We start from the raw sequence: 19,473 nt of genomic DNA on the forward strand, positions 1-19,473 counted from the left end.
GAATAGCCTCCGGCGAGGCGATGCTCGCAGCCGAAGCGTTGGGAGCAGAGGGAGTGCAGTGTGGCACGGTGTTCGCCATGAGCCGGGAGAGCTCGGCTGCCGATGCCTTCAAAGACCGCTGCGCCTCGCTGCAGGAAGGCGACACGATGCTCTGTCTGAAGAAGCTGGCTCCGACCAGAATGATAAAGAATCCGCTCTACGACGAGATAAAGACTGCCGAAGACAATGGCGCCGATGCCGAGGCGCTGAGAGGCATTCTCGGTAAGGCGGCATCGAAACGCGGCATCTTCGAGGGCGACCTCGACAGAGGAGAACTCGAAATCGGTCAGGTGGCGTCGGCGGTAAAGGAGATACAGACAGCTGCACAGATAGTGGAGCGCATGATGGGCGAATATGCCGATGCACGCAAGCGGATATTGGGATAATCCCAAATCGGTCATTATGGCTTGTTTGGATTTTGTTTTTTAGAAGAGTGGATTTAGTTGGCTTTTTAATGAGTAATAGCGGGCTATTGCGAATTAAAAAACGGACAAAAGACGCCTTATAAAAAGCAAAAAACTGCAAGCAGTAGTAAAATAATATATTTAACGGCCTAATGACCGATTTGGGATAAAAGGCAAGGCGGAAAACGAATAAAAGGGAAATTTCTCCGTTATTATAATTGATGATGGAATAAATTTGCTACATTTGCAATTTGTAATCCGGCTTTGCGTGGATTATCACGCACAAGTAATTCGTATCACACCATAAAAGAAAAACTCTCTGACAGAACAGTATATCATGAAGGAAGACAACAAGGACAATATTCTCAAACGCATAAAATACCCCGATGAACTGAGAAAACTGCCTGTGGAGCAGTTGCCGGAGGTATGCGATGAGTTGAGGGCAGACATCCTGAAGGAACTGTCGGTGAATCCCGGACACCTCGCTTCGAGTCTCGGTGCGGTGGAGATGACCGTAGCTCTACACTATGTGTTCAACACGCCGTATGACAGACTCGTATGGGACGTGGGCCATCAGGCTTACGGACATAAGATTCTCACGGGCAGACTCGACAGCTTCTGCACCAACCGTAAACTCGGCGGACTGCGACCGTTCCCCTCACCGGAGGAGAGCGAGTATGACTCTTTCATGTGCGGACACGCATCAAACTCCATATCGGCGGCGCTCGGAATGGCGGTGGCTGCCAGGCAGACGGGCCACGACGACAGACACGTGGTGGCGATAATCGGCGACGGAGCGATGAGCGGCGGACTGGCTTTCGAGGGACTCAACAACGTGTCGACAACGCCAAACGACATGATTATCATCCTCAACGACAATAATATGAGCATCGACCGCAGCGTGGGCGGAATGAAGCAGTATCTGTTGAGGCTCAACACCAGCGAGACTTACAACAAACTGAGATATAAGGCTGCCAAATGGCTGCACTCCAATGGTATGCTCGATGACGAGAGACGCAAAGGCATCATACGGCTGAGCAATGCGCTGAAGTCGGCGATAAGCCATCAGCAGAATATCTTCGAGGGGATGAACATACGGTATTTCGGACCCTTCGACGGACACAACGTGGTGGAGCTCGTGCGCACGCTGCGCCAGCTGAAAGAGATGAAAGGACCGAAGCTGCTGCATCTGCACACCATAAAAGGACACGGATACGCACCGGCTGAAAAGGCCGCCACCATCTGGCACGCTCCTGGCAAATTCGACCTCGACACAGGGCAGCGCATAAAGACGGAGGACGGCACCGAACCGGCAAAGTTCCAGGACGTGTTCGGAAACACGCTTCTCGAACTCGCTAAAGAGAACAAGCGCATCGTGGGAGTGACGCCGGCGATGCCTACGGGATGCTCGCTGAACATCATGATGAAGGAGATGCCGGAGAGAACCTTCGACGTGGGAATCGCCGAGGGTCACGCCGTGACATTCTCCGGAGGAATGGCAAAGGACGGGCTGCAGCCTTTCTGCAATATATACAGTGCTTTCGCACAGAGGGCATACGACAATATCATACACGACGTGGCGATACTGAACCTGCCCGTGGTGATCTGTCTCGACAGGGCAGGACTGGTGGGAGAAGACGGTGCCACACATCATGGAGCCTTTGATATGGCGGCTCTCAGACCGGTGCCGAACATCACTCTCGCCTCGCCGATGAACGAGCACGAACTGCGCCGGCTCATGTATACGGCACAGCTGCCCGGCAAGGGTACATTCGTGATACGCTATCCGAGGGGTAGGGGAGTGCTCGCCGACTGGCATTGTCCGCTGGAAGAAGTGAAGGTGGGCACGGGACGCAAGTTGCGCGACGGCGACGACATCGCCGTGCTGTCGGTAGGACCTGTGGGAAACAACGTGGTGAAGGCTGTCGAAATGATAGAGAACGACGCCAAGTCGGCATCCGGCGGCAGCGGTATATCCGTGGCACACTACGACATGCGCTTCGTGAAACCGCTCGACGAGAACCTGCTCAAGGAGGTGGCGGCAAAGTTCAAGCATGTCATCACCGTGGAAGACGGAGTGCGCGAAGGCGGTTTCGGTTCGGCGGTGATAGAATGGATGGAAGACAACGGGCAGCATCTTGATATTGTGCGTCTCGGACTGCCAGACCATTTCGTGGAGCATGGCACCGTGGCACAGCTGCAGAGTATCGTGGGCATTGATGCCGAAGGCATACGCCGCACGATAAAGGAAACACTCAGGAAGTAAACAAAAAGAAATACATAATGAAGATAATCATTGCGGGAGCATACGCGATAGGTTCGCATCTGGCGAAACTGCTATCGAGAAACAATCAGGACATCGTGCTTATCGACGACGACGAGCAGAGACTTGAGAATATCAGCTCCGACTACGACATTCTGACGATGCACGCCTCGCCGACGAGTCTGGCGGCACTGAAAAATGCGGGAGCGGCAGACGCCAACCTGTATATCGCCGTGACGCCCGACGAGAATCTCAATATGAACAGCTGTGTCATGGCGAAGGCTATCGGAGCCAAGAAGACCGTGGCAAAGGTGAACAACTATGAGTTCGTGGAGCCGGAGATGGCTAAGTTTTATGAGAAACTGGGCATCGACTCGCTTATCTATCCTGAGAACCTCGCCGCATACGATATCGTGAACGGACTGAAAATGAGCTGGGTGCGCCAGAGATGGGACGTGCACGGAGGGGCTCTCGTGATGCTCGGCATAAAACTGAGGGAGACCTGCGAGATTCTCGACCGTCCGCTGAAAGAACTCTGTAAGCCCGACTCGCCATACTATATCGTGGCGATACGCCGCGACGGCGACACCATCATACCGGGAGGTAATGATGTGCTGAAGATGTACGACCTCGTTTACTTCATGGTGACGAAGCAGTATATACCCTACGTGAGGAAAATCGTGGGCAAGGAGCATTATGTCGACGTGAAGAACGTGATGATAATGGGTGGTGGCGACACTGCCGTGAGGGCGCTGAAGAACATGCCGGAATACATGAACGTGAAGCTGATGGAACACGACGTGGAGCGCTGCGACATTCTCAACGACCAGATTGACGACCAGAGGGTGATGGTGATAAACGGCGACGGACGTGACCTGCAGCTGCTCAACGAGGAGGGAATACACACCACGCAGGCTTTCGTGGCGCTCACGAGCAATGCCGAGACGAATATCCTGGCTTGTCTCACGGCGAAGCGCATGGGAGTGAGAAAGACCGTGGCAGCGGTGGAAAACCTCGACTACGTGAACATGGCGGTGAGTCTCGACATCGGAACCATCATCAACAAGAAGGCTATCGCTGCCAGTCATATCTATCAGATGATGCTCGACGCAGAGGTGAACAATGTGCGCTTCCTGATGACGGCAAATGCTGATGTGGCTGAGTTTACGGCACATCCGGAGTCGAAAGTGACTAAGAAAAGGGTGTTTGAACTCGGACTGCCGAATGGTGCCACCATCGGAGGACTCGTGCGCAACGGAGAGGGACACCTCGTGTCGGGTGGTACGCAGATAGAGGCTGGCGACATCGTAGTGGTGTTCTGCTATAACGTGAGGATGGAGAAACTTGAGAAATTCTTCAAGTGACGACATCCCTCAAGGCTCTTTGGCTTATTATCAGTCAAGGGGAATATTGTAATCATAAGATATGAATCATATAAAGAAATGCTGAATTTCAAGCTTATATATAAGATATTGGGACAGCTCCTCTTCCTTGAGGCATTGCTGATGTCGCTGTGTCTCGCCATGGCTCTGTTTTATAGAGAAGACGATGCCATGGCGTTTGCCATATCCATTGCCATCATCGTGGGGGCTGGCTTTATGCTGAAATACAAGGGTCGCATGGCGGAAAACAGTATGAACCGCCGTGACGCCTATCTGCTCGTCACGCTGACTTGGGCGCTTTTCAGCTTCTTCGGGGCATTCCCGTTCACTATCAGTGGATATATCTCAGACTATACCGACGCCTTCTTCGAGACGATGTCGGGATTTACCACTACGGGAGCCACCATCATCGATGATGTTGAGGCTCTGCCGCATGGACTGCTCTTCTGGCGGTCGATGACGCAATGGATCGGTGGATTGGGAATAGCGTTCTTCACCATCGCCATCCTGCCGTCGCTCGTGGGCGGAAGCATAAGGGTGTTTGCAGCGGAGTCTACCGGACCGATAAAGAGCAAGGTGCACCCGCGAATATCGTCGAGCGCAAAGTCGATATGGCTCGTATATCTGTTGCTGACATTGAGTTGCTCCGTGTGTCTGTATCTGGGAGGAATGAACCTCTTTGACTGTACCAACTACTCTATGAGTATTACTGCAACGGGAGGCTTCGCACCCTATAATGACAGTACCGGACATTTCCACTCGGCATTCATCGATTATACCACAATAGCCTTCATGTTCCTGTCTGGAACAAACTTCACGCTCTTGTATCTTACCTTCTTCAAGCGTAAGTTCCTGTCGCTGTTCCAGAATTCGGAATTCAAACTCTATGTGCTCGTGGTGTCGCTTGCCACGATGGGAATAATGTATTTCCTGATACGCTTCAACGGTTATGACATGGCGAATGCCCTCAGAAGCGCGTTGTTCCAGGTGGTGTCGTTCATCACCACAACGGGAGTCTTCAACGACGATGCCGGCAAATGGCCGCATATCACGTGGGTCATCCTCAGCATCTGTATGTTCATCGGAGCATGTGCCGGCAGTACGAGCGGTGGTTTCAAGAGTGTCAGAGGCGTGATATTGTTCAAGGTGGTGCGCAACGAACTTCGTCGTATCCTCCATCCAAAGGCAGTATTGCCGGTGAGGGTGAACGGCAATTTGGTGAGCAGTTCGGCACAGGTCACGCTGCTCGTGTTCTTCGCCCTGTATATGGCGTTGTGTATCTTTGCATACTTCTGTCTGATATGTATGGGAGTGGACAGCACAAACTCCATCACTATCGCCATGAGTTGTGCGAGCAACGTGGGACCGACGCTGGGACTGGAAATAGGACCTACCGTGTCGTGGAATATCCTGCCTGCCGTGGGCAAGTGGATTTGTTCCGTGCTGATGCTGATGGGCCGACTGGAGATATTCAGCGTAGTAGTGCTGTTCACCCGTGGTTTCTGGAAGGACAGATAACCCATGATATGAAAGGAAACATGCGTTTTCCGGTAGAGGGGGATGCAATGTTTTGATGCTTTTGGAGTTATGATAGCATAAGGAAACTTGTCAATCTTAATAATAACAAATAACAAAACGAAAAGAGAAATGAAGAAATACCTGTTTATGCTTTTTGCCCTTTGCGCTGTAGCGTTTACGGCATGTAGTGATGATGATGATGATTCAAAGGTGTTGCCGGTGCTCGACCCCAACAACACTGATGTCTACATCAATGCTGAAGGTGGAGAGGCTTCCGTAACGGTGAAAAACGCCAAGGAACTCAATATCGTGCAGATAAACGACAAGACTACCGACGACAAGGGAAAGACAAAGGAAACTAACGTGAAGAGCGTGGAAAACGGCAAACTGGCTGACACAAAGAACGTTACAGAGGGTGGATGGTTCACGGCAAAGGTGGTGAACGATGGCGAAGGATACCGTCGTATCGTATTCAACGCACAGCCTTATAGAGATTTTGAGAAGAATCGCGTGAAGTTTATACATGTCACTTGCGGTGACAATATGTATGGCATCGCTTTCAGACTCATTCAGCGCAAGGCCGTTGAGAAGAAATGACTAATTGCTGTTCTATAGTCGGTTGACCAATCCCTAATCAGCCTGATGACCGATTACGGTTAGTAGCAGTCAGAACGTTACTTTAACCCAAAACGGTCATTAGGCCGTTCAATGTAGTATTTTAATAACTGCTTGCAGTCTTTTGCTTTTTATAAGGCGTCTTTTGTCTGTTTTTAATTCGCAATAGCTCGCTATTACTCATTAAAAGTCAAACAAAATCCACTCTTCTAAAATATCAAAATTCAAGCAAGCCCTAATGACCGCTTTGGGTTTAATAGAGTAAGAAACCATAGCTAAACAAAATACCAAAAACAAAGCGCCCCACATCGCATCAGTATCGCGGTGTGGGACGCTTTGTTTATACCAAGTGCTTATACCAAGTGTTTGATGAGGTCTTCGCGTGAACCGGCAAGCATGTCGATTACAGGAATCTCCACCATCGTGTAGCAACCAGGCTGCTGGCGAACAGAGGCACGGGCTACGTTGACGAGCACCTGACCAGTCAATGCAGGGTTGTTGATGCTCATGTTGAACTCCATGCGCTGGTTCTGGGTCTTGCCGCTCACACCTTTGCGCACGAGGTTTACACCATGGCCCATATCGCGTACTTCGTCTACTGAGTCTACGGCAAACACATGTGTCTCGTCGTTGGCGAAATATGGATCTTCCTTCACTGCCTTTGCAACATCCTCCAGTTTCGCTCCTTCTTCAAGTTCCACATACACCATACGGCGGTGCAGACCTTCACCCTTTGGAATGGTAACCGACAGAGCGTTCTTCACACCTGCCTTTGAACGTACGCAGACGCTGTGGCCCATCGACATTCCCGGTCCGAAGTTGGTGTATGACAATCCTTTAGGTGCCAGACTCTGCATCAGAGTGCGTACGATAGAGTCAGAACCTGGATCCCAACCGGCAGAGATGACAGCTACAGCATTGTGCTCCTTGCAGATTGGCATGAGAGTGGCGCGATAGTCCACGATGCCCGTGTGTATATCGAAACTGTCAACGGTATTGATGCCGAGGGCGAGAATCTTCTTGGCATATTCCTCGCAGCTACGCGATGGAGTGGCGAGAATTGCCACATCAACGTCCTTAAGTTCTGTAATGTCCTTAACTACCTCATATTCTGCCAGTTCTGCAGGTTTGTTCTCTGCGCCGTTGCGTCTTACGATACCGGCTATTTCGAAATCCGTTGCTGCTTCGAGAGCCTGTACAGAATAATGTCCGATGTTGCCGTAGCCCACTACGGCTGCTCTAATTTTCTTCATTTTATGTTGTTGTTTAATAGTTTTATCTTTCTTGAGTTTTATTCTTTCTTGATTGTTATTCTTTCTTGAAAGTTTTGTCTTTATTGATTGCCATGTAATATGAATATGCATTTGTGAGATGCTCTTCTTGTATGCGCTGAACGTACATTTGTTCGTTCCGACTACAAAAATACGCCTTTTTGTCGGAATATCATCATATTCTTGTCATAAAGAAACTAAAAAGGTGGTATGTTACTTGAACCTGGCCAAATGCAGGTGTGGCCAGCAATATTATTGAGAATGTTATCAAGCCCTAATGACCGATTTGGGATAAAAAAAAGACGTTGCTGTGGATAGGTACATCCCTGCGGCTATACACAGACGTCTTTGAAGACTTATTTATTTTTGGTACAATTCTTTACTTTTTGTGTTTTGCTATATTTATTTCATGCTACATTAATAAATTCCTATATGCTAAATCTTTTCAACCATTCCATCCACAATTCTTCAGATGCTCCGTGTTTTCGGGGCCTCCATACATTTTGGACAAACGGTTCCTTTATCTTGATAATTGTATTTTTATCTTAATTCTTTTATACTTTCTTGTTTTTTGCTTTAGTCCTAAAAACTGTAGATATTGCTTTAGTGAAGTTCAGCTTTTGACAATTTAAAAATGATGATTGAATCTATATATTTTATTATTTGACTTAATCAAAGTTGTATTATTCTATATTGTCATCTCTCCTTTTTGCTTTCTTGCTTGCTTTTGTTCTTGCTTATTGCCTTTATCTTCTTCTTTTTTTAAATAGTGCCCCACATCGTTCTGTTGATGCGGAGCCCTATTCTTTATTGTTCTTACATATTTAATATTTCAAGGAGATATTTATTGTCTCTTCAATGCATCATTTATTTGATTGCGCTGCAAAGGTAATAAAAGGGAATTAATTCGAGTTAGTAAAAATATGATATAAATTTACTAATGTGTCGCATCCGATGTAATATTTTGTTGATTTGAAACAAATGTTTCTTTGAACCTCTGGCTGACATTTGAGGGTGAGATGTTGGGAAGTGCTTGATTTTAAGGCAGATGTGTTATATGTGACATTGTAACATTTTGGCTTAATCGCTTTTGAATGATTAATAAATATGTTACACTAATATTTATCAGATTGCTTGAAAAATGGTTTTGTGCCCTTGGCTTCTGTTGCTTTGTCGTGTCTGAAAGATGGATTTTCGTATATAACGAATATTCCCCCCCCCAACGGTCTGATAGCCGTTTCAGATGAGTGTACAAAGTGAATTATTTTCTTCTGCGCCTCTTATGCTCCTGCTTGTATTGCGACGGCGTTATGCTTTCAGCCTTCTTGAATACCTTTGACATGGCAGAAGAGTCCGTAAAACCAGTATGGGCAGCTATATCTACCAGAGTCATTTCCGGTCTTTGACTTATCAACCGCTTCACTTCCTCTATGCGCAGCATGTTTATCCATGCATTGAAGTTCATTCTATACATATTGTTTATGAAGCCGCTCAGCAACCGTTGGTCGATTCCCATTTCAGCTGCGGCTTCTCTCAGTGCCAGTCCTTCACGGCAGTATGGCTTTGACGGTAGTCTCATCCAGCTTCTCACTGTGGCTTCTATTGCCTCAGGCTCCTTCTTCTTATCTTCCTTACTCGTTTTTCTTGCATGCGAATGGATTATTTCGTTTGTTGTACTATCCTCGTTCGCTGCATTCTTCAACAATAGGTTTTCTATATCCTTTATGCTTATAGCCTTTAGTCTTGTGTTTTCAGCATTCCTTTTGGCTTCAAGATAACCAGTTTCTTTAATATATCTCAGCGATATGTTGACTATGATGCCACCATTTGATACGAATATAGCTGTATGGACCAACACGAATACTATATTCGCATTGTTGCTAAGGTGTTTCCCGGTTATTGCCTCGAAGAATATTACACAACCTAAAATCGTTACGTAAGCAATGGCCATCTTGGCAATCTTTATCATCGGCTTCGTTCTGATGCGTTTGCTGAGTTCTTCGTCCTTTTCCATACTTTCTCTAAACCTTCTTATTTCGAAGTATATCATTGCGGAGTATACCAGGTAGATAGAGAATATGGCTACAAGCAGAATGTATTTTATTATCTTGGCAGGGAGAGTATTGGTGAACAGTTCATAAGATCCGATATTGAACTCCGTTTCTCTGTTCACGATGAAATATACAAGGTAAATCAGTGTCAATGCCACAATCGGCAGGCAGGTCATGTTTTTAATGTCCACCTTCTTCTGGTCTGCAATGGTCATTGTCAGAATAGATGTTGTCAGCAGATACAGTTGGATATAGTATGTCAGAGGGTAGGCGAATGATGTCAACACGTCATAGTCGATACCTTTTGCTATCAATGTGGCATTGCACATCTGAAGCACGCCGATTACAAGTGACGTCCATGCGATGCAGGCCCTTGGTGATTTGTAGCAGGTGGCCATTTCCTTTTCCATCACTCTCAGCGACATCAGGAATATACCCAATATGATGAATGCCGTGCTGCTTATCACGTATGCCGTATAGCCCAACATATTGAAAGTTGGAGTTAAAATCATTTCCATATCAGCCAAGTTTTACTGTTTAAGGTATAAGTCTCGCTTTTGTCTTGCTTCAAAGCATGATTCAATTTCAAGTACAAAAATACAAATTCTTTTCTTCTTTCTGCTCTTTTTCCCTTTTTTTTCTCATCCTTGTTGTCGCGTTCCCCCTTCATTTGTCACATCTTCCCAGTCTTTAGTCAAGGCTTGTTCTGGTTCTGATTTCTTTGGTTAGTGACAGTAAAACAATAACTTGGTATCCAATTTCTTTTTCTTCCCTCACTTGGCATGCTTTTTTGCTTCACTTTTATTGATTATTCGTCGAAATTCTTGTTCGTGTCGTGATTTATTCATACTTTTATACCGAATATTATCCGACGACTCGTTTCGGGCAGTCTTTGGAAACACACCTTAATATATAATATGAAGCATTCAATCTTTACCTTATTGCTTGCGATAGGCGCATTTTTTTGCGGTTTCGCACAAGACAATCTCACACAATACGTGAATCCCCGAATCGGCACCGGCGGACACGGACATGTATTTCTTGGTGCCAACGTGCCCTTCGGTTATGTGCAGCTCGGTCCCACAGAGCACACCCGCGGTTGGGACTGGTGTTCCGGCTACCACGACTCCGATTCTGTGCTGATAGGTTTCGGCCATCAGCATCTTAGCGGCACCGGCGTAGGCGATCTTGGCGATGTGGCTTTCCTTCCCGTCGCTGATGCCGGTCAAGAAGAGATAGTCTTCCATCACAGCAATGAGAGCGTGCGCCCCGGCTATTACGCCCTGAAACTCGAGCGGCCCAATGTGTGGGTAGAGTTGACAGCCACCCGGCGTACCGGTTTCCACCGCTATACCTTCGGTGCTGACATGGCGAAAGCTCAGCTTGTTCTCGACCTTCATCAAGGTATAGGATACGACAAGCCCACAGACTATGCCCTCGACCGCATCACTGATACGACAATCTCCGGCCATCGTCATTCCACAGGTTGGGCAAAGAACCAGAAGGTGTTCTTCTCTGCGGAATTCTCCCAGACAGTCAGCGTAGAGCCACTCGACAGCGGCAGATGGCTCGTGACGGCAGCCGACNNNAGATGGCTCGTGACGGCAGCCGACGTGTCCCAGCCATTGATGATAAAGGTTGGCATGTCTGCCGTCAGCGTCGACAATGCGGCAGAAAACCTGCATAAAGAGATTCCCGGATGGGATTTCCGCAAGGTAGTGGCAGATGCCGACAAGGCATGGAACGACGAACTCTCAAAGGTCAGGATAGAAACCGCCGATGCCACGTATCGTCGCATTTTCTATACTGCCATGTATCACACCATGACAGCCCCTTCGGTATTCTCGGATGTCAACGGCCAGTATCGCGGTGCCGACGGCGAGGTGCATCAGGGTGATTTCACCAACTATACCACTCTCTCCCTTTGGGACACATATCGGGCAGCCCATCCTCTTATGACGCTGATACACACCGACATGCTGCCCGACATAGCCAAGACGTTCGTCAACATCCACCGTCAGCAGGGCAAACTCCCCGTATGGCATCTGATGGGCAATGAGACAGACTGTATGGTGGGCAATCCGGCAATTCCCGTGCTTGCCGACCTGGTGCTGAAAGGATATGTAGCCGACAAAGAAGGAGCCTACGAAGCCATGAAGCAGTCAGCTCTGAAAGATGAGCGCGGACTTGACCTGCTGAAAAAATACGGTTATCTGCCCTACGACAAAGACGCCAACAGGGAGACCGTAGCCAAGGGATTGGAATATGCCCTTGCCGACTGGTGTGTGGCAAAGGTGGCACGCCTCTTGGGAAAGAAAGCCGATGCGAAATATTTCGGCGACCGCGCCATGAGCTACCGCAAGTATTTCGATCCCGAAACCACCTTCATGCGCGGCATCGGTACCGACGGCAAGTTCCGTGAACCGTTCAACCCCTTCTCCGCCGACCATCGTCAGGACGACTATACCGAGGGCAACGCATGGCAGTATACATGGCTTGTGCCCCATGATGTGCACGGACTTGTGAAGCTCTTCGGCAGCGAACGGCGTTTCACCCAGAAACTCGACTCACTCTTCATCGTGACCGGAGATCTCGGAGCCGGCGCATCTCCCGACATCACCGGACTTATCGGACAGTATGCCCATGGCAACGAGCCGAGCCATCAGGTGCTGTATATGTATAACTATGTGGGTCAGCCATGGAAAGGGGCCCGTCTGCTGCGCCAGACCATGACGGAGCTGTATCGTGACGACCCCGACGGTCTGTGTGGCAACGAAGACGTGGGACAGATGTCGGCATGGTATATCCTGTCATCCATGGGCCTCTATCAGGTGGAGCCCGCCGGCGGCAGATACATCATCGGTTCGCCGCTCTTCAACAAAGCCACGATGCAAGTCTCCGGCGGCAAGACATTCACCATCGTAGCCACAGACAACAGCAAGGAGAATATCTATGTGCAGTCAGCCAAGCTCAACGGCAAGCGATACACCAAGTCATATATCCTATACGACGACATCCGTAAAGGCGGAGTGCTCGAACTGCAGATGGGCAACAAGCCATCGGCATGGGGAACTAAGTCTGCCGACCGTCCATAGCCCCAACTTGTCATCATACTGCCTGATTGCCTTTGGGAGATAATCCTTATCCCGAAACAATTTTAAAACAAGAATAATATCACAATCATGAAACAGACCCTGTTTACCATAGCCCTCCTCGCAGCCACAGCCACGATGACGGCACAAGAGAACGCCACCGTCGACGTGCACTCACGCTATACCAAGGTGGTTGCTCCAGTCAAAGGAAAATATGAATCGAAGCGTCCGCCCGTTGACGAGCGCCTCTTCACCTCAACCGCCGTTGAGAAGAAAATCCGTGAGGTTCAGAAAATCCTGAAGAAGAATCCCAAGTTGGCATGGATGTTTGCCAACTGCTTTCCCAATACCCTTGAGAGCACCGTTCATTATCGTGTGCTCCCCAATGGCGACGACGACACCTTCGTGTATACCGGCGACATCCCGGCGATGTGGCTCCGCGATTCAGGAGCCCAGGTGTGGCCCTATGTCGCCCTTGCCAATAAGGACGACAATCTGAAGAAGATGCTTCGTGGCGTCATACTCCGACAGATGAAGTGTATAAACATCGACCGCTACGCCAATGCCTATAACGACGGGCCTACGGGAGCCGGCTGGCATAAGGACAACACGGAGATGCCCCCCGAAGTGTTTGAACGCAAATACGAGATAGACTCATTCTGCTATCCCATCCGCCTTGCCTACGAATATTGGAAGGTGACCGGCGACGACAGTATCTTCGGTGAAGACTGGCTGAGGGCGATAGACAATATCCTCGCCACCTTCATCGAGCAGCAGCGTAAGGAGAACCGTGGTCCATACACGTTTACCCGTATGACCGACCGCGCCTTCGACACCCTGGGATGGGACGGCTATGGGGCGCCGGTGAAACCGGTAGGGCTGATAGCCTCCATGTTCCGTCCGTCAGACGATGCCACCATCCTGCCGTTCCTCGTGCCGTCAAACTTCATGGCGGTGTCTTCTATGAACAAGGCAGCTGAGATCCTGCACCATTGTGCAGGCAAGGCGTATGGCAGCCGAAAGACGGAAATCCTCCTGATGGCAAAGAGATGCAGCGAACTGGCAGCCGAAGTGAAGGCAGCCCTGCAGAAATATGCCGTTTACGACCATCCGAAATACGGCAAGATATACGCTTATGAGGTGGACGGTTTCGGCAACCGTCTCCTGATGGACGATGCCAATGTGCCGTCGCTCCTCGGTATGGGATATATGGGCGATGTAGACATCGATGACCCTGTATATCAGAACACCCGCCGCTTTGTGTGGAGCGACGACAACCCATGCTTCTTCAGCGGCAAGGCAGGAGCGGGCATCGGCGGTCCGCATATCGGCTACGACATGCCATGGCCGATGTCTGTCATGATGAAATGTTTCACGGCGAAAGACGACGAAGAGATACGCTGGTGTATGCAGACGCTGCTTCAGACCGATGCCGGCACGGGCTTCATCCATGAGTCGTTCCACAAAGACGACGCCTCACGCTACACCCGCGCCTGGTTCGCATGGCAGAACACCCTCTTCGGAGAGCTCGTGATAAAGCTCATCAACGACGGAAAGGCAGACCTTCTGAATAGTCTTTAAGCCCCAACGCAACGATCATAAGAGTTTTAATCAATAAAAATCGGTCATCAAGGCTTGCGAAGAAGTGCAAGCCTTGATGACCGATTGCTTTAAGTCCCCAACTTTCATTGGATCATTATAATAGAACGGTCTGATGACCGTTTGGAATTTATACCAATTGCGGCAGGAACGAAGAGATGATGAGCACCACGATGCCCACTATCAGCACTACGATGGTCTTCTGCGAGCACCCTTTCCATTCCTTCAGTATGATGCCCCACACGTTAGAGAACACCACGTTGAGCGCCATCAGTATGCAGAAGGAGAGAGTCATCAGCGTGTCGGATGCGGTCAGGAATCCCTTGCCCAGCGACAGACCGAAGAACTGGCTGTACCACAATGCGCCAGCCAGCGCACAGAACACGATGTTGTTTGCCAGCACCCCACTCTTGGAATAGTCGCCCCATGTCTTGTTCTTAGCATTCTGGAAGAAGCAGTATGCAGCGTTAGTGATGAATCCTCCCAGTGTGACGAGCAATGTGGCAGGCAGCGTCTTATACATGTCGGGAGTGAGGTCGCCGAAGTTTATCCCCTTTCCGAATTCCAGTCCCACGTTGAAGCATCCGCTCATGAATCCGGCGAGCAGGGCTATGGCGAGTCCCTTCGGAAAGTTGAAGTCCTTCACCGCCGCCTTCTTTTCCTCTTCAGATAGCGATGCCGCCTTCATAGAGCCTGCCACGCCGATTATGGCGATGCCAGCCAGCGTCACCACCACGCCCAGAATCACGGCGAAGGTCAGTCTGCTCAGCGCATCCTCTTCGGGGAAGAAGATGTTCAGGAGCACGGGTCCCATGATGGTTCCCAGTCCGGCACATGTTCCGAGGGCGATGCTCTGTCCGAGGGCCACTCCGAGATAGCGCATCGAGAGTCCGAAAGTCAGTCCGCCCACTCCCCATAGTGCTCCGAACAGCACCGTCATCCATATATCGAAGCTGCTTCCGTTGGCAATCAGTTCCGTTATCGAGTGACCTTCCGGCACGGCGAGCAGCGCTCCCATCAGCGGGAACACTATCCAAGCGAAAATGCCCTGCACCAGCCAATACGACTCCCAGCTCCAGCTCTTTATCTTGTTTATCGGCACATAGCAGCTCGACTGGCAGAATGCGCCGATGGCAATGATGAGAAGTCCGATGATAATTTCCATAATATCCTGTTTGTGACAAAGCCGGAGCGCCAGGGAAATCGGTTGTTCCCCTTGGTGCTCCGGCTATATTATTGCTTGATATCGAAAATCTGTTCTCTTAGTTTCTCTTTGCGAGCACCTCATTCTCGTATTTTTCCACGTCGGCAAAATACTCCTCGCCCACAGGCACGCTGTTCTTCATGTTGAAGTAGTCGTAAACGGCTCCGAAAGGCAGTGTCTTTGCCTCTTCGAGCAGAGCCAGACGCTGGAACAGTTTGCCCTCGTCCTCATACTGACGCAGAGTTGCCGTTGGTTCGAGCAGAGCCGAGAGCAGCGACTTTTGGGCAGCGCGCACTCCGATGATGTATGCTCCGATGCGGTTTATAGATGCGTCGAAATAGTCGAGACCGATATGGGCGCGGTCGAGAGCGTTGGCGCGTACAATCTCAGAGAAGAGGTTGCGGGTGTTGTCGTCGAAGAGTGTCACGTGGTCAGAATCCCAGTGCATAGGACGCGACACGTGGAGCATCAGCTCCGGCACGTAGAGCAGCAATGCTGAGATGGCGTCAGAGACGTTCTCTGTCGGTTCGTAGTGGCCGGTGTCGAGAGTATACATCACGTTGTTCTTGGCGCAGTAGCCGGTATAGAAATAGTTTGAGCCCACGGTATAAGCCTCCAGTCCGATACCGAACAGCTTTGCTTCCAGACACGACTTCATTCCCGGCAGGTCTTCAGCCAATATCTCGTCGAGGCTCTGCTTGAGGATTTCGCGGTAGCGCAGCTTGTTCACGGTGAGGTCCTTGCTTCCGTCGTGCACCCATATATTCATGATACAAGGGTCGTTCTGGAATTTACCCATAGCGTCGGCGATACGGCGGCAGCGCTTTGTGTGCTCAATCCAGAAGTCGCGTATCTCCTTGTCAGGATTGGCGAGCGTGAGGCTTCCGCTCTTAGGATGCGAGAATGATGTGGAGTTGAAGTCGAGCTTCATGTTGTGCTCCTTCGCCCACTGCATCCATCCTTCGAAGTGTTCCACTCCCACTTCGTCGCGGTCAACGAATTTTCCTCCGAACTCACCGTAAGTCTCATGCAGGTTCAGACGGAACTTACCGGCCAGCAGCGAGTCCACCTTCTCTATGTCCTGACGCAGTTCGTCTATGTTGCGTGCCTTTCCAGGATAGTTTCCAGTAGTCTGAATACCGCCGGAAGCTGCCACGTTGCGCTCGAAGCCGACCACGTCGTCAGCCTGCCAGCAATGCAGGGATATAGGAGTGTTTTCGAGAGTTTCGATAGCCTTGTCGGTATCTACACCCAGAGCGGCATAGCGCTCTTTTGCCATTTCATAGGCTTTTGTGATTTGTTCTGTTTTCATATTCTTTAGGTTTTTATAGTTGTTGTTTTTTTAGTTTCCTCATTAACCTTTCCTCTTCTTTATCTCCAGATATTTTCCGTAAGCCTCGTCCCAAAGCTCCTTGTCTTCAGGTACGAAGCGGTTCATCACCACGCTGTCGGCAATGATGCTGCGCATGTCGAAAATGTCGTTCACTTCGCCAGCCGCCTTCGCCTGTATCATGATGTTGCCCAGAGCGGTGCATTCCTGCGGTCCGGCGAGCACCTCCACACCCGTGGCATTTGCCGTAAACTGGTTGAGCTGCCTGTTCAGCGATCCTCCGCCAATGATATGCAGGGTGTTGATGGGGAACGCCGCCATCTCTCTGAGATATCCGAACACCTCGCGGTATCTCAGTGCGAGACTCTCGAATATGCAGCGGCATGTCTCGGCGTAGCCTTCCGGCACGTGCTGTCCCGTTTCCCGGCAGTATTCCTTTATCGCTTCCTGCATGTCGGCAGGGTTGGCAAACATCTTGTCGTCAGGGTTTATGATGCTCTGGAACGGTTTCGTAGCCATTGCCTCGGCGGTCAGTATGGCGTAGTCGCGAGGAGCGTCCTCTCCCCATTCCTTGCGGCATCTCTCCAGCAGCCACATTCCGCAGATGTTCTTCAGGAATCGTGTGGTGCCCTCTATGCCGCCCTCGTTGGTGAAGTTTCTTTCATACGACACCTCGTTTATGATTGCGTCTTTAGTCTCAATTCCCATCAGACTCCATGTTCCCGAACTGAGATAGGCAAACTGTTCGTTCTTTGCCGGCACGGCAGCCACGGCGCTTCCCGTGTCGTGTCCTGCCACGGCAATCACAGGTATCGCTCCCAGTCCCGTCATCTTCTGCACCTCCTTTGTAAGCGTGCCTATACACGTGCCCGGGTTTACCATCATCCCAAACTTCTCCCTTGTCAGTCCCACGCTCTTGAGCAGTTCCGGTTCGAGGTCTTTTGTGCGTGGATTCAGCATCTGGCTTGTCGAAGCGATGGTGTATTCGCAGACAGCCTTTCCTGTGAGCATCCACGACAGGGCGTCGGGCACGAAGAGAATCTTCTTCGCATTGGCGAGCGCCACATTGTTCTCCCTTCTCATGGCATATAGCTGGAAGAGAGAGTTGAAGTTCATGAATTGGATTCCCGTAGTTTCATACACACGCTTCTTGTCTACGCATTTGCTGAAATATTCGTCCATAGCCTCGAAAGTGAATGGGTCGCGGTAGGCGATAGGGTTGCGCAGTATGGCGTTGTCTTCTCCTATGCACACGAAGTCCACTCCCCAGGTGTCGATACCGATGCTCGTTATCGGCAGCTGTCGCTTAGCCACGAGTTTCAGTCCCTTGATGATTTCGTTGTATAGTGCGAAGATGTCCCAATAGAAGTGACCTCCCGTTTCAATCAGCGAGTTGTCAAACCGTGTGAGTTCCTCCAGTTGCACTTTGCCTTCGGCAAGTGTTCCGATGATAGTCCTTCCGCTTGTGGCACCCAGGTCCACGGCAAAGAAATATTTGTTGTTGTCCATTTGTTTGATTATGTTATTTTCGGTCAGTTTGAATTAGTAGGTTCGTGATGCCGGCAGCCATGTCGTGACAGGTTTTCGGCATAGGTGGTTTTGTGAGGGCAAAGATAGTGCAAATCGAATGCAGAGCGTCAAGCTTGCTTGGACGCTATGCTGAGATGCAGCCTATTTTTTGCAAAGATATTGCAAGGCGAGAGGAGAATGAAATGAATGTATTCATTTCTTATCCCGAGCCGTAGCTTATCTTATGCAAAGATACTTGTTTTTGGTGTTTGCAAAACCCGATTATTTGCGATTTAATCTGAAACTTTTGGTAATTGCAAGAATAAGATTTGCGCATTCGTAATGCGCCACTCCTCAAGGGTAAACCATAGGCTCGAAAATCCCCCCACACCGTGGGGAATGAAACCCCACATTAGGGGGTTCTGTTCCCCACGGTGTGGGGGGATTTCAGGTGGTGCAAAACGGAATGATACATCTGTGATATATCAATGATACTTTTATGTAAAACATTCAGAAAAGTATCATTGCTTTAACCTGTTGGTTTGTAGTATTTTAAATGCTCTGGATAGACGGAGAATGATACTATGACACTTCTTTAGAAGAAAAATGAGTGCATGGCACTTCCTTTTTTGATATGCCTTGCGATGTATTGTGGTTATAGGATGTTCCCTTCTGCCAATGAACTTTATAGGATGTTCCTTTCTGCCAATGAACTTCAGCCCCCTCTCGTTCTCAAACCCATCCTAACCTTCCCCAAGGGAAGGAACAAGTTACTCTGATTCTGTCAAAGACAGTGAGATGCAAGTTACCCCTGAATATTGATAACACTCTGATAATCAGACACAACAGTATCTGTCCCTCCCCTACGGGGGAGGTTAGGTGGGGGCTGATGTTGATTTTCTATGTAATATTCCTTTCTTTTATCTCCATCATTAACTTCGTGGCTTATCCCGGTTTCTGTCTAAAAATCATCAGCCGAATCATCAGTTAGGGAAAAGGGAGTGCCCAAGCACTCGAGAATCCACGAAAATCCTGATAGAAATCCAACAACCATTTACCAAATAAAAAATCAGTGAAAAAGCCAAATCCGTGTTCTCAGTTAAATCTGTGTTTAAATTTTTGTCCATCACCGCAGGCGTATGGACACTATATTATCATAGATATAATTTTTTCCGTGTTGCCGTTGTGTCCCTGGC

12 protein-coding genes are annotated in these 19,473 nt (G+C 49.4%); 7 read left to right on the top strand and 5 right to left on the bottom strand.

The genetic code is table 11. The features are described from left to right. From QVO99_RS06630 to QVO99_RS06650, 5 genes are all read left to right on the top strand, one after another. Positions 1-425 (top strand): NAD(P)H-dependent flavin oxidoreductase (locus QVO99_RS06630; RefSeq protein WP_288177019.1); only part of this gene is annotated, 425 nt, incomplete at its 5' end. A 355-nt stretch (positions 426-780) separates the two neighbouring features. Then, entirely contained in the window at positions 781-2,709 is a 1,929-nt protein-coding gene (gene dxs, locus QVO99_RS06635) for a 1-deoxy-D-xylulose-5-phosphate synthase (protein WP_022316821.1), read from the top strand. A gap of 17 nt (positions 2,710-2,726) precedes the next feature. Further along, positions 2,727-4,070 (top strand): Trk system potassium transporter TrkA, encoded by a 1,344-nt coding sequence (trkA, locus tag QVO99_RS06640; RefSeq protein ID WP_022316822.1) that lies wholly within the window; start codon positions 2,727-2,729, stop codon positions 4,068-4,070. Positions 4,071-4,148: 78 nt separating this feature from the next. Then, positions 4,149-5,606 (top strand): TrkH family potassium uptake protein, encoded by a 1,458-nt coding sequence (locus tag QVO99_RS06645; RefSeq protein WP_022316823.1) that lies wholly within the window; start codon positions 4,149-4,151, stop codon positions 5,604-5,606. 129 nt (positions 5,607-5,735) lie between these two features. Next, positions 5,736-6,203 (top strand): hypothetical protein, encoded by a 468-nt coding sequence (locus QVO99_RS06650; RefSeq protein WP_022316824.1) that lies wholly within the window; start codon positions 5,736-5,738, stop codon positions 6,201-6,203. A 371-nt stretch (positions 6,204-6,574) separates the two neighbouring features. Here QVO99_RS06650 and QVO99_RS06655 read toward each other — a convergent pair whose 3' ends face one another. Together QVO99_RS06655 and QVO99_RS06660 are read right to left on the bottom strand one after the other, a co-directional pair. Next, positions 6,575-7,474 carry a diaminopimelate dehydrogenase gene (locus QVO99_RS06655; protein ID WP_022316825.1) on the bottom strand — a complete coding sequence of 300 codons (900 nt, stop codon included), beginning with the start codon at positions 7,472-7,474 and terminating at the stop codon, positions 6,575-6,577. A gap of 1,279 nt (positions 7,475-8,753) precedes the next feature. Then, positions 8,754-10,061, bottom strand: coding sequence for a helix-turn-helix domain-containing protein (locus tag QVO99_RS06660; RefSeq protein ID WP_022316826.1), 1,308 nt, complete (start codon positions 10,059-10,061; stop codon positions 8,754-8,756). Between the two features lie 399 nt (positions 10,062-10,460). Here QVO99_RS06660 and QVO99_RS06665 point away from each other — a divergent pair, with 399 nt between their 5' ends. Both QVO99_RS06665 and QVO99_RS06670 read left to right on the top strand, forming a co-directional pair. Further along, complete coding sequence (locus QVO99_RS06665) at positions 10,461-12,638, top strand: GH92 family glycosyl hydrolase (RefSeq protein ID WP_022316827.1); 2,178 nt, start codon at positions 10,461-10,463, stop codon at positions 12,636-12,638. Between the two features lie 87 nt (positions 12,639-12,725). Then, the gene (locus QVO99_RS06670; protein ID WP_022316828.1) at positions 12,726-14,216 is read left to right on the top strand and encodes a glycoside hydrolase family 125 protein; all 1,491 of its coding nucleotides are present in this window, start codon (positions 12,726-12,728) and stop codon (positions 14,214-14,216) included. 148 nt (positions 14,217-14,364) lie between these two features. Here the strand turns inward: QVO99_RS06670 and QVO99_RS06675 are convergent, their stop codons facing one another. The 3 genes from QVO99_RS06675 to QVO99_RS06685 form a co-directional block, all read right to left on the bottom strand. Beyond that, positions 14,365-15,399 carry an L-rhamnose/proton symporter RhaT gene (locus QVO99_RS06675; protein WP_022316829.1) on the bottom strand — a complete coding sequence of 345 codons (1,035 nt, stop codon included), beginning with the start codon at positions 15,397-15,399 and terminating at the stop codon, positions 14,365-14,367. Positions 15,400-15,496: 97 nt separating this feature from the next. Then, a complete protein-coding gene (locus QVO99_RS06680) occupies positions 15,497-16,750 on the bottom strand; it encodes an L-rhamnose isomerase (RefSeq protein WP_022316830.1) in 1,254 nt (417 codons plus the stop codon). 42 nt (positions 16,751-16,792) lie between these two features. Continuing rightward, positions 16,793-18,277 carry a rhamnulokinase gene (locus QVO99_RS06685; RefSeq protein ID WP_022316831.1) on the bottom strand — a complete coding sequence of 495 codons (1,485 nt, stop codon included), beginning with the start codon at positions 18,275-18,277 and terminating at the stop codon, positions 16,793-16,795. Positions 18,278-19,473 lie beyond the last annotated feature (1,196 nt).

The sequence above is a fragment of the Prevotella sp. CAG:592 genome (genome assembly GCF_000436015.1).
GTDB classification, from domain to species: Bacteria; Bacteroidota; Bacteroidia; order Bacteroidales; family Bacteroidaceae; genus Prevotella; species Prevotella pectinovora.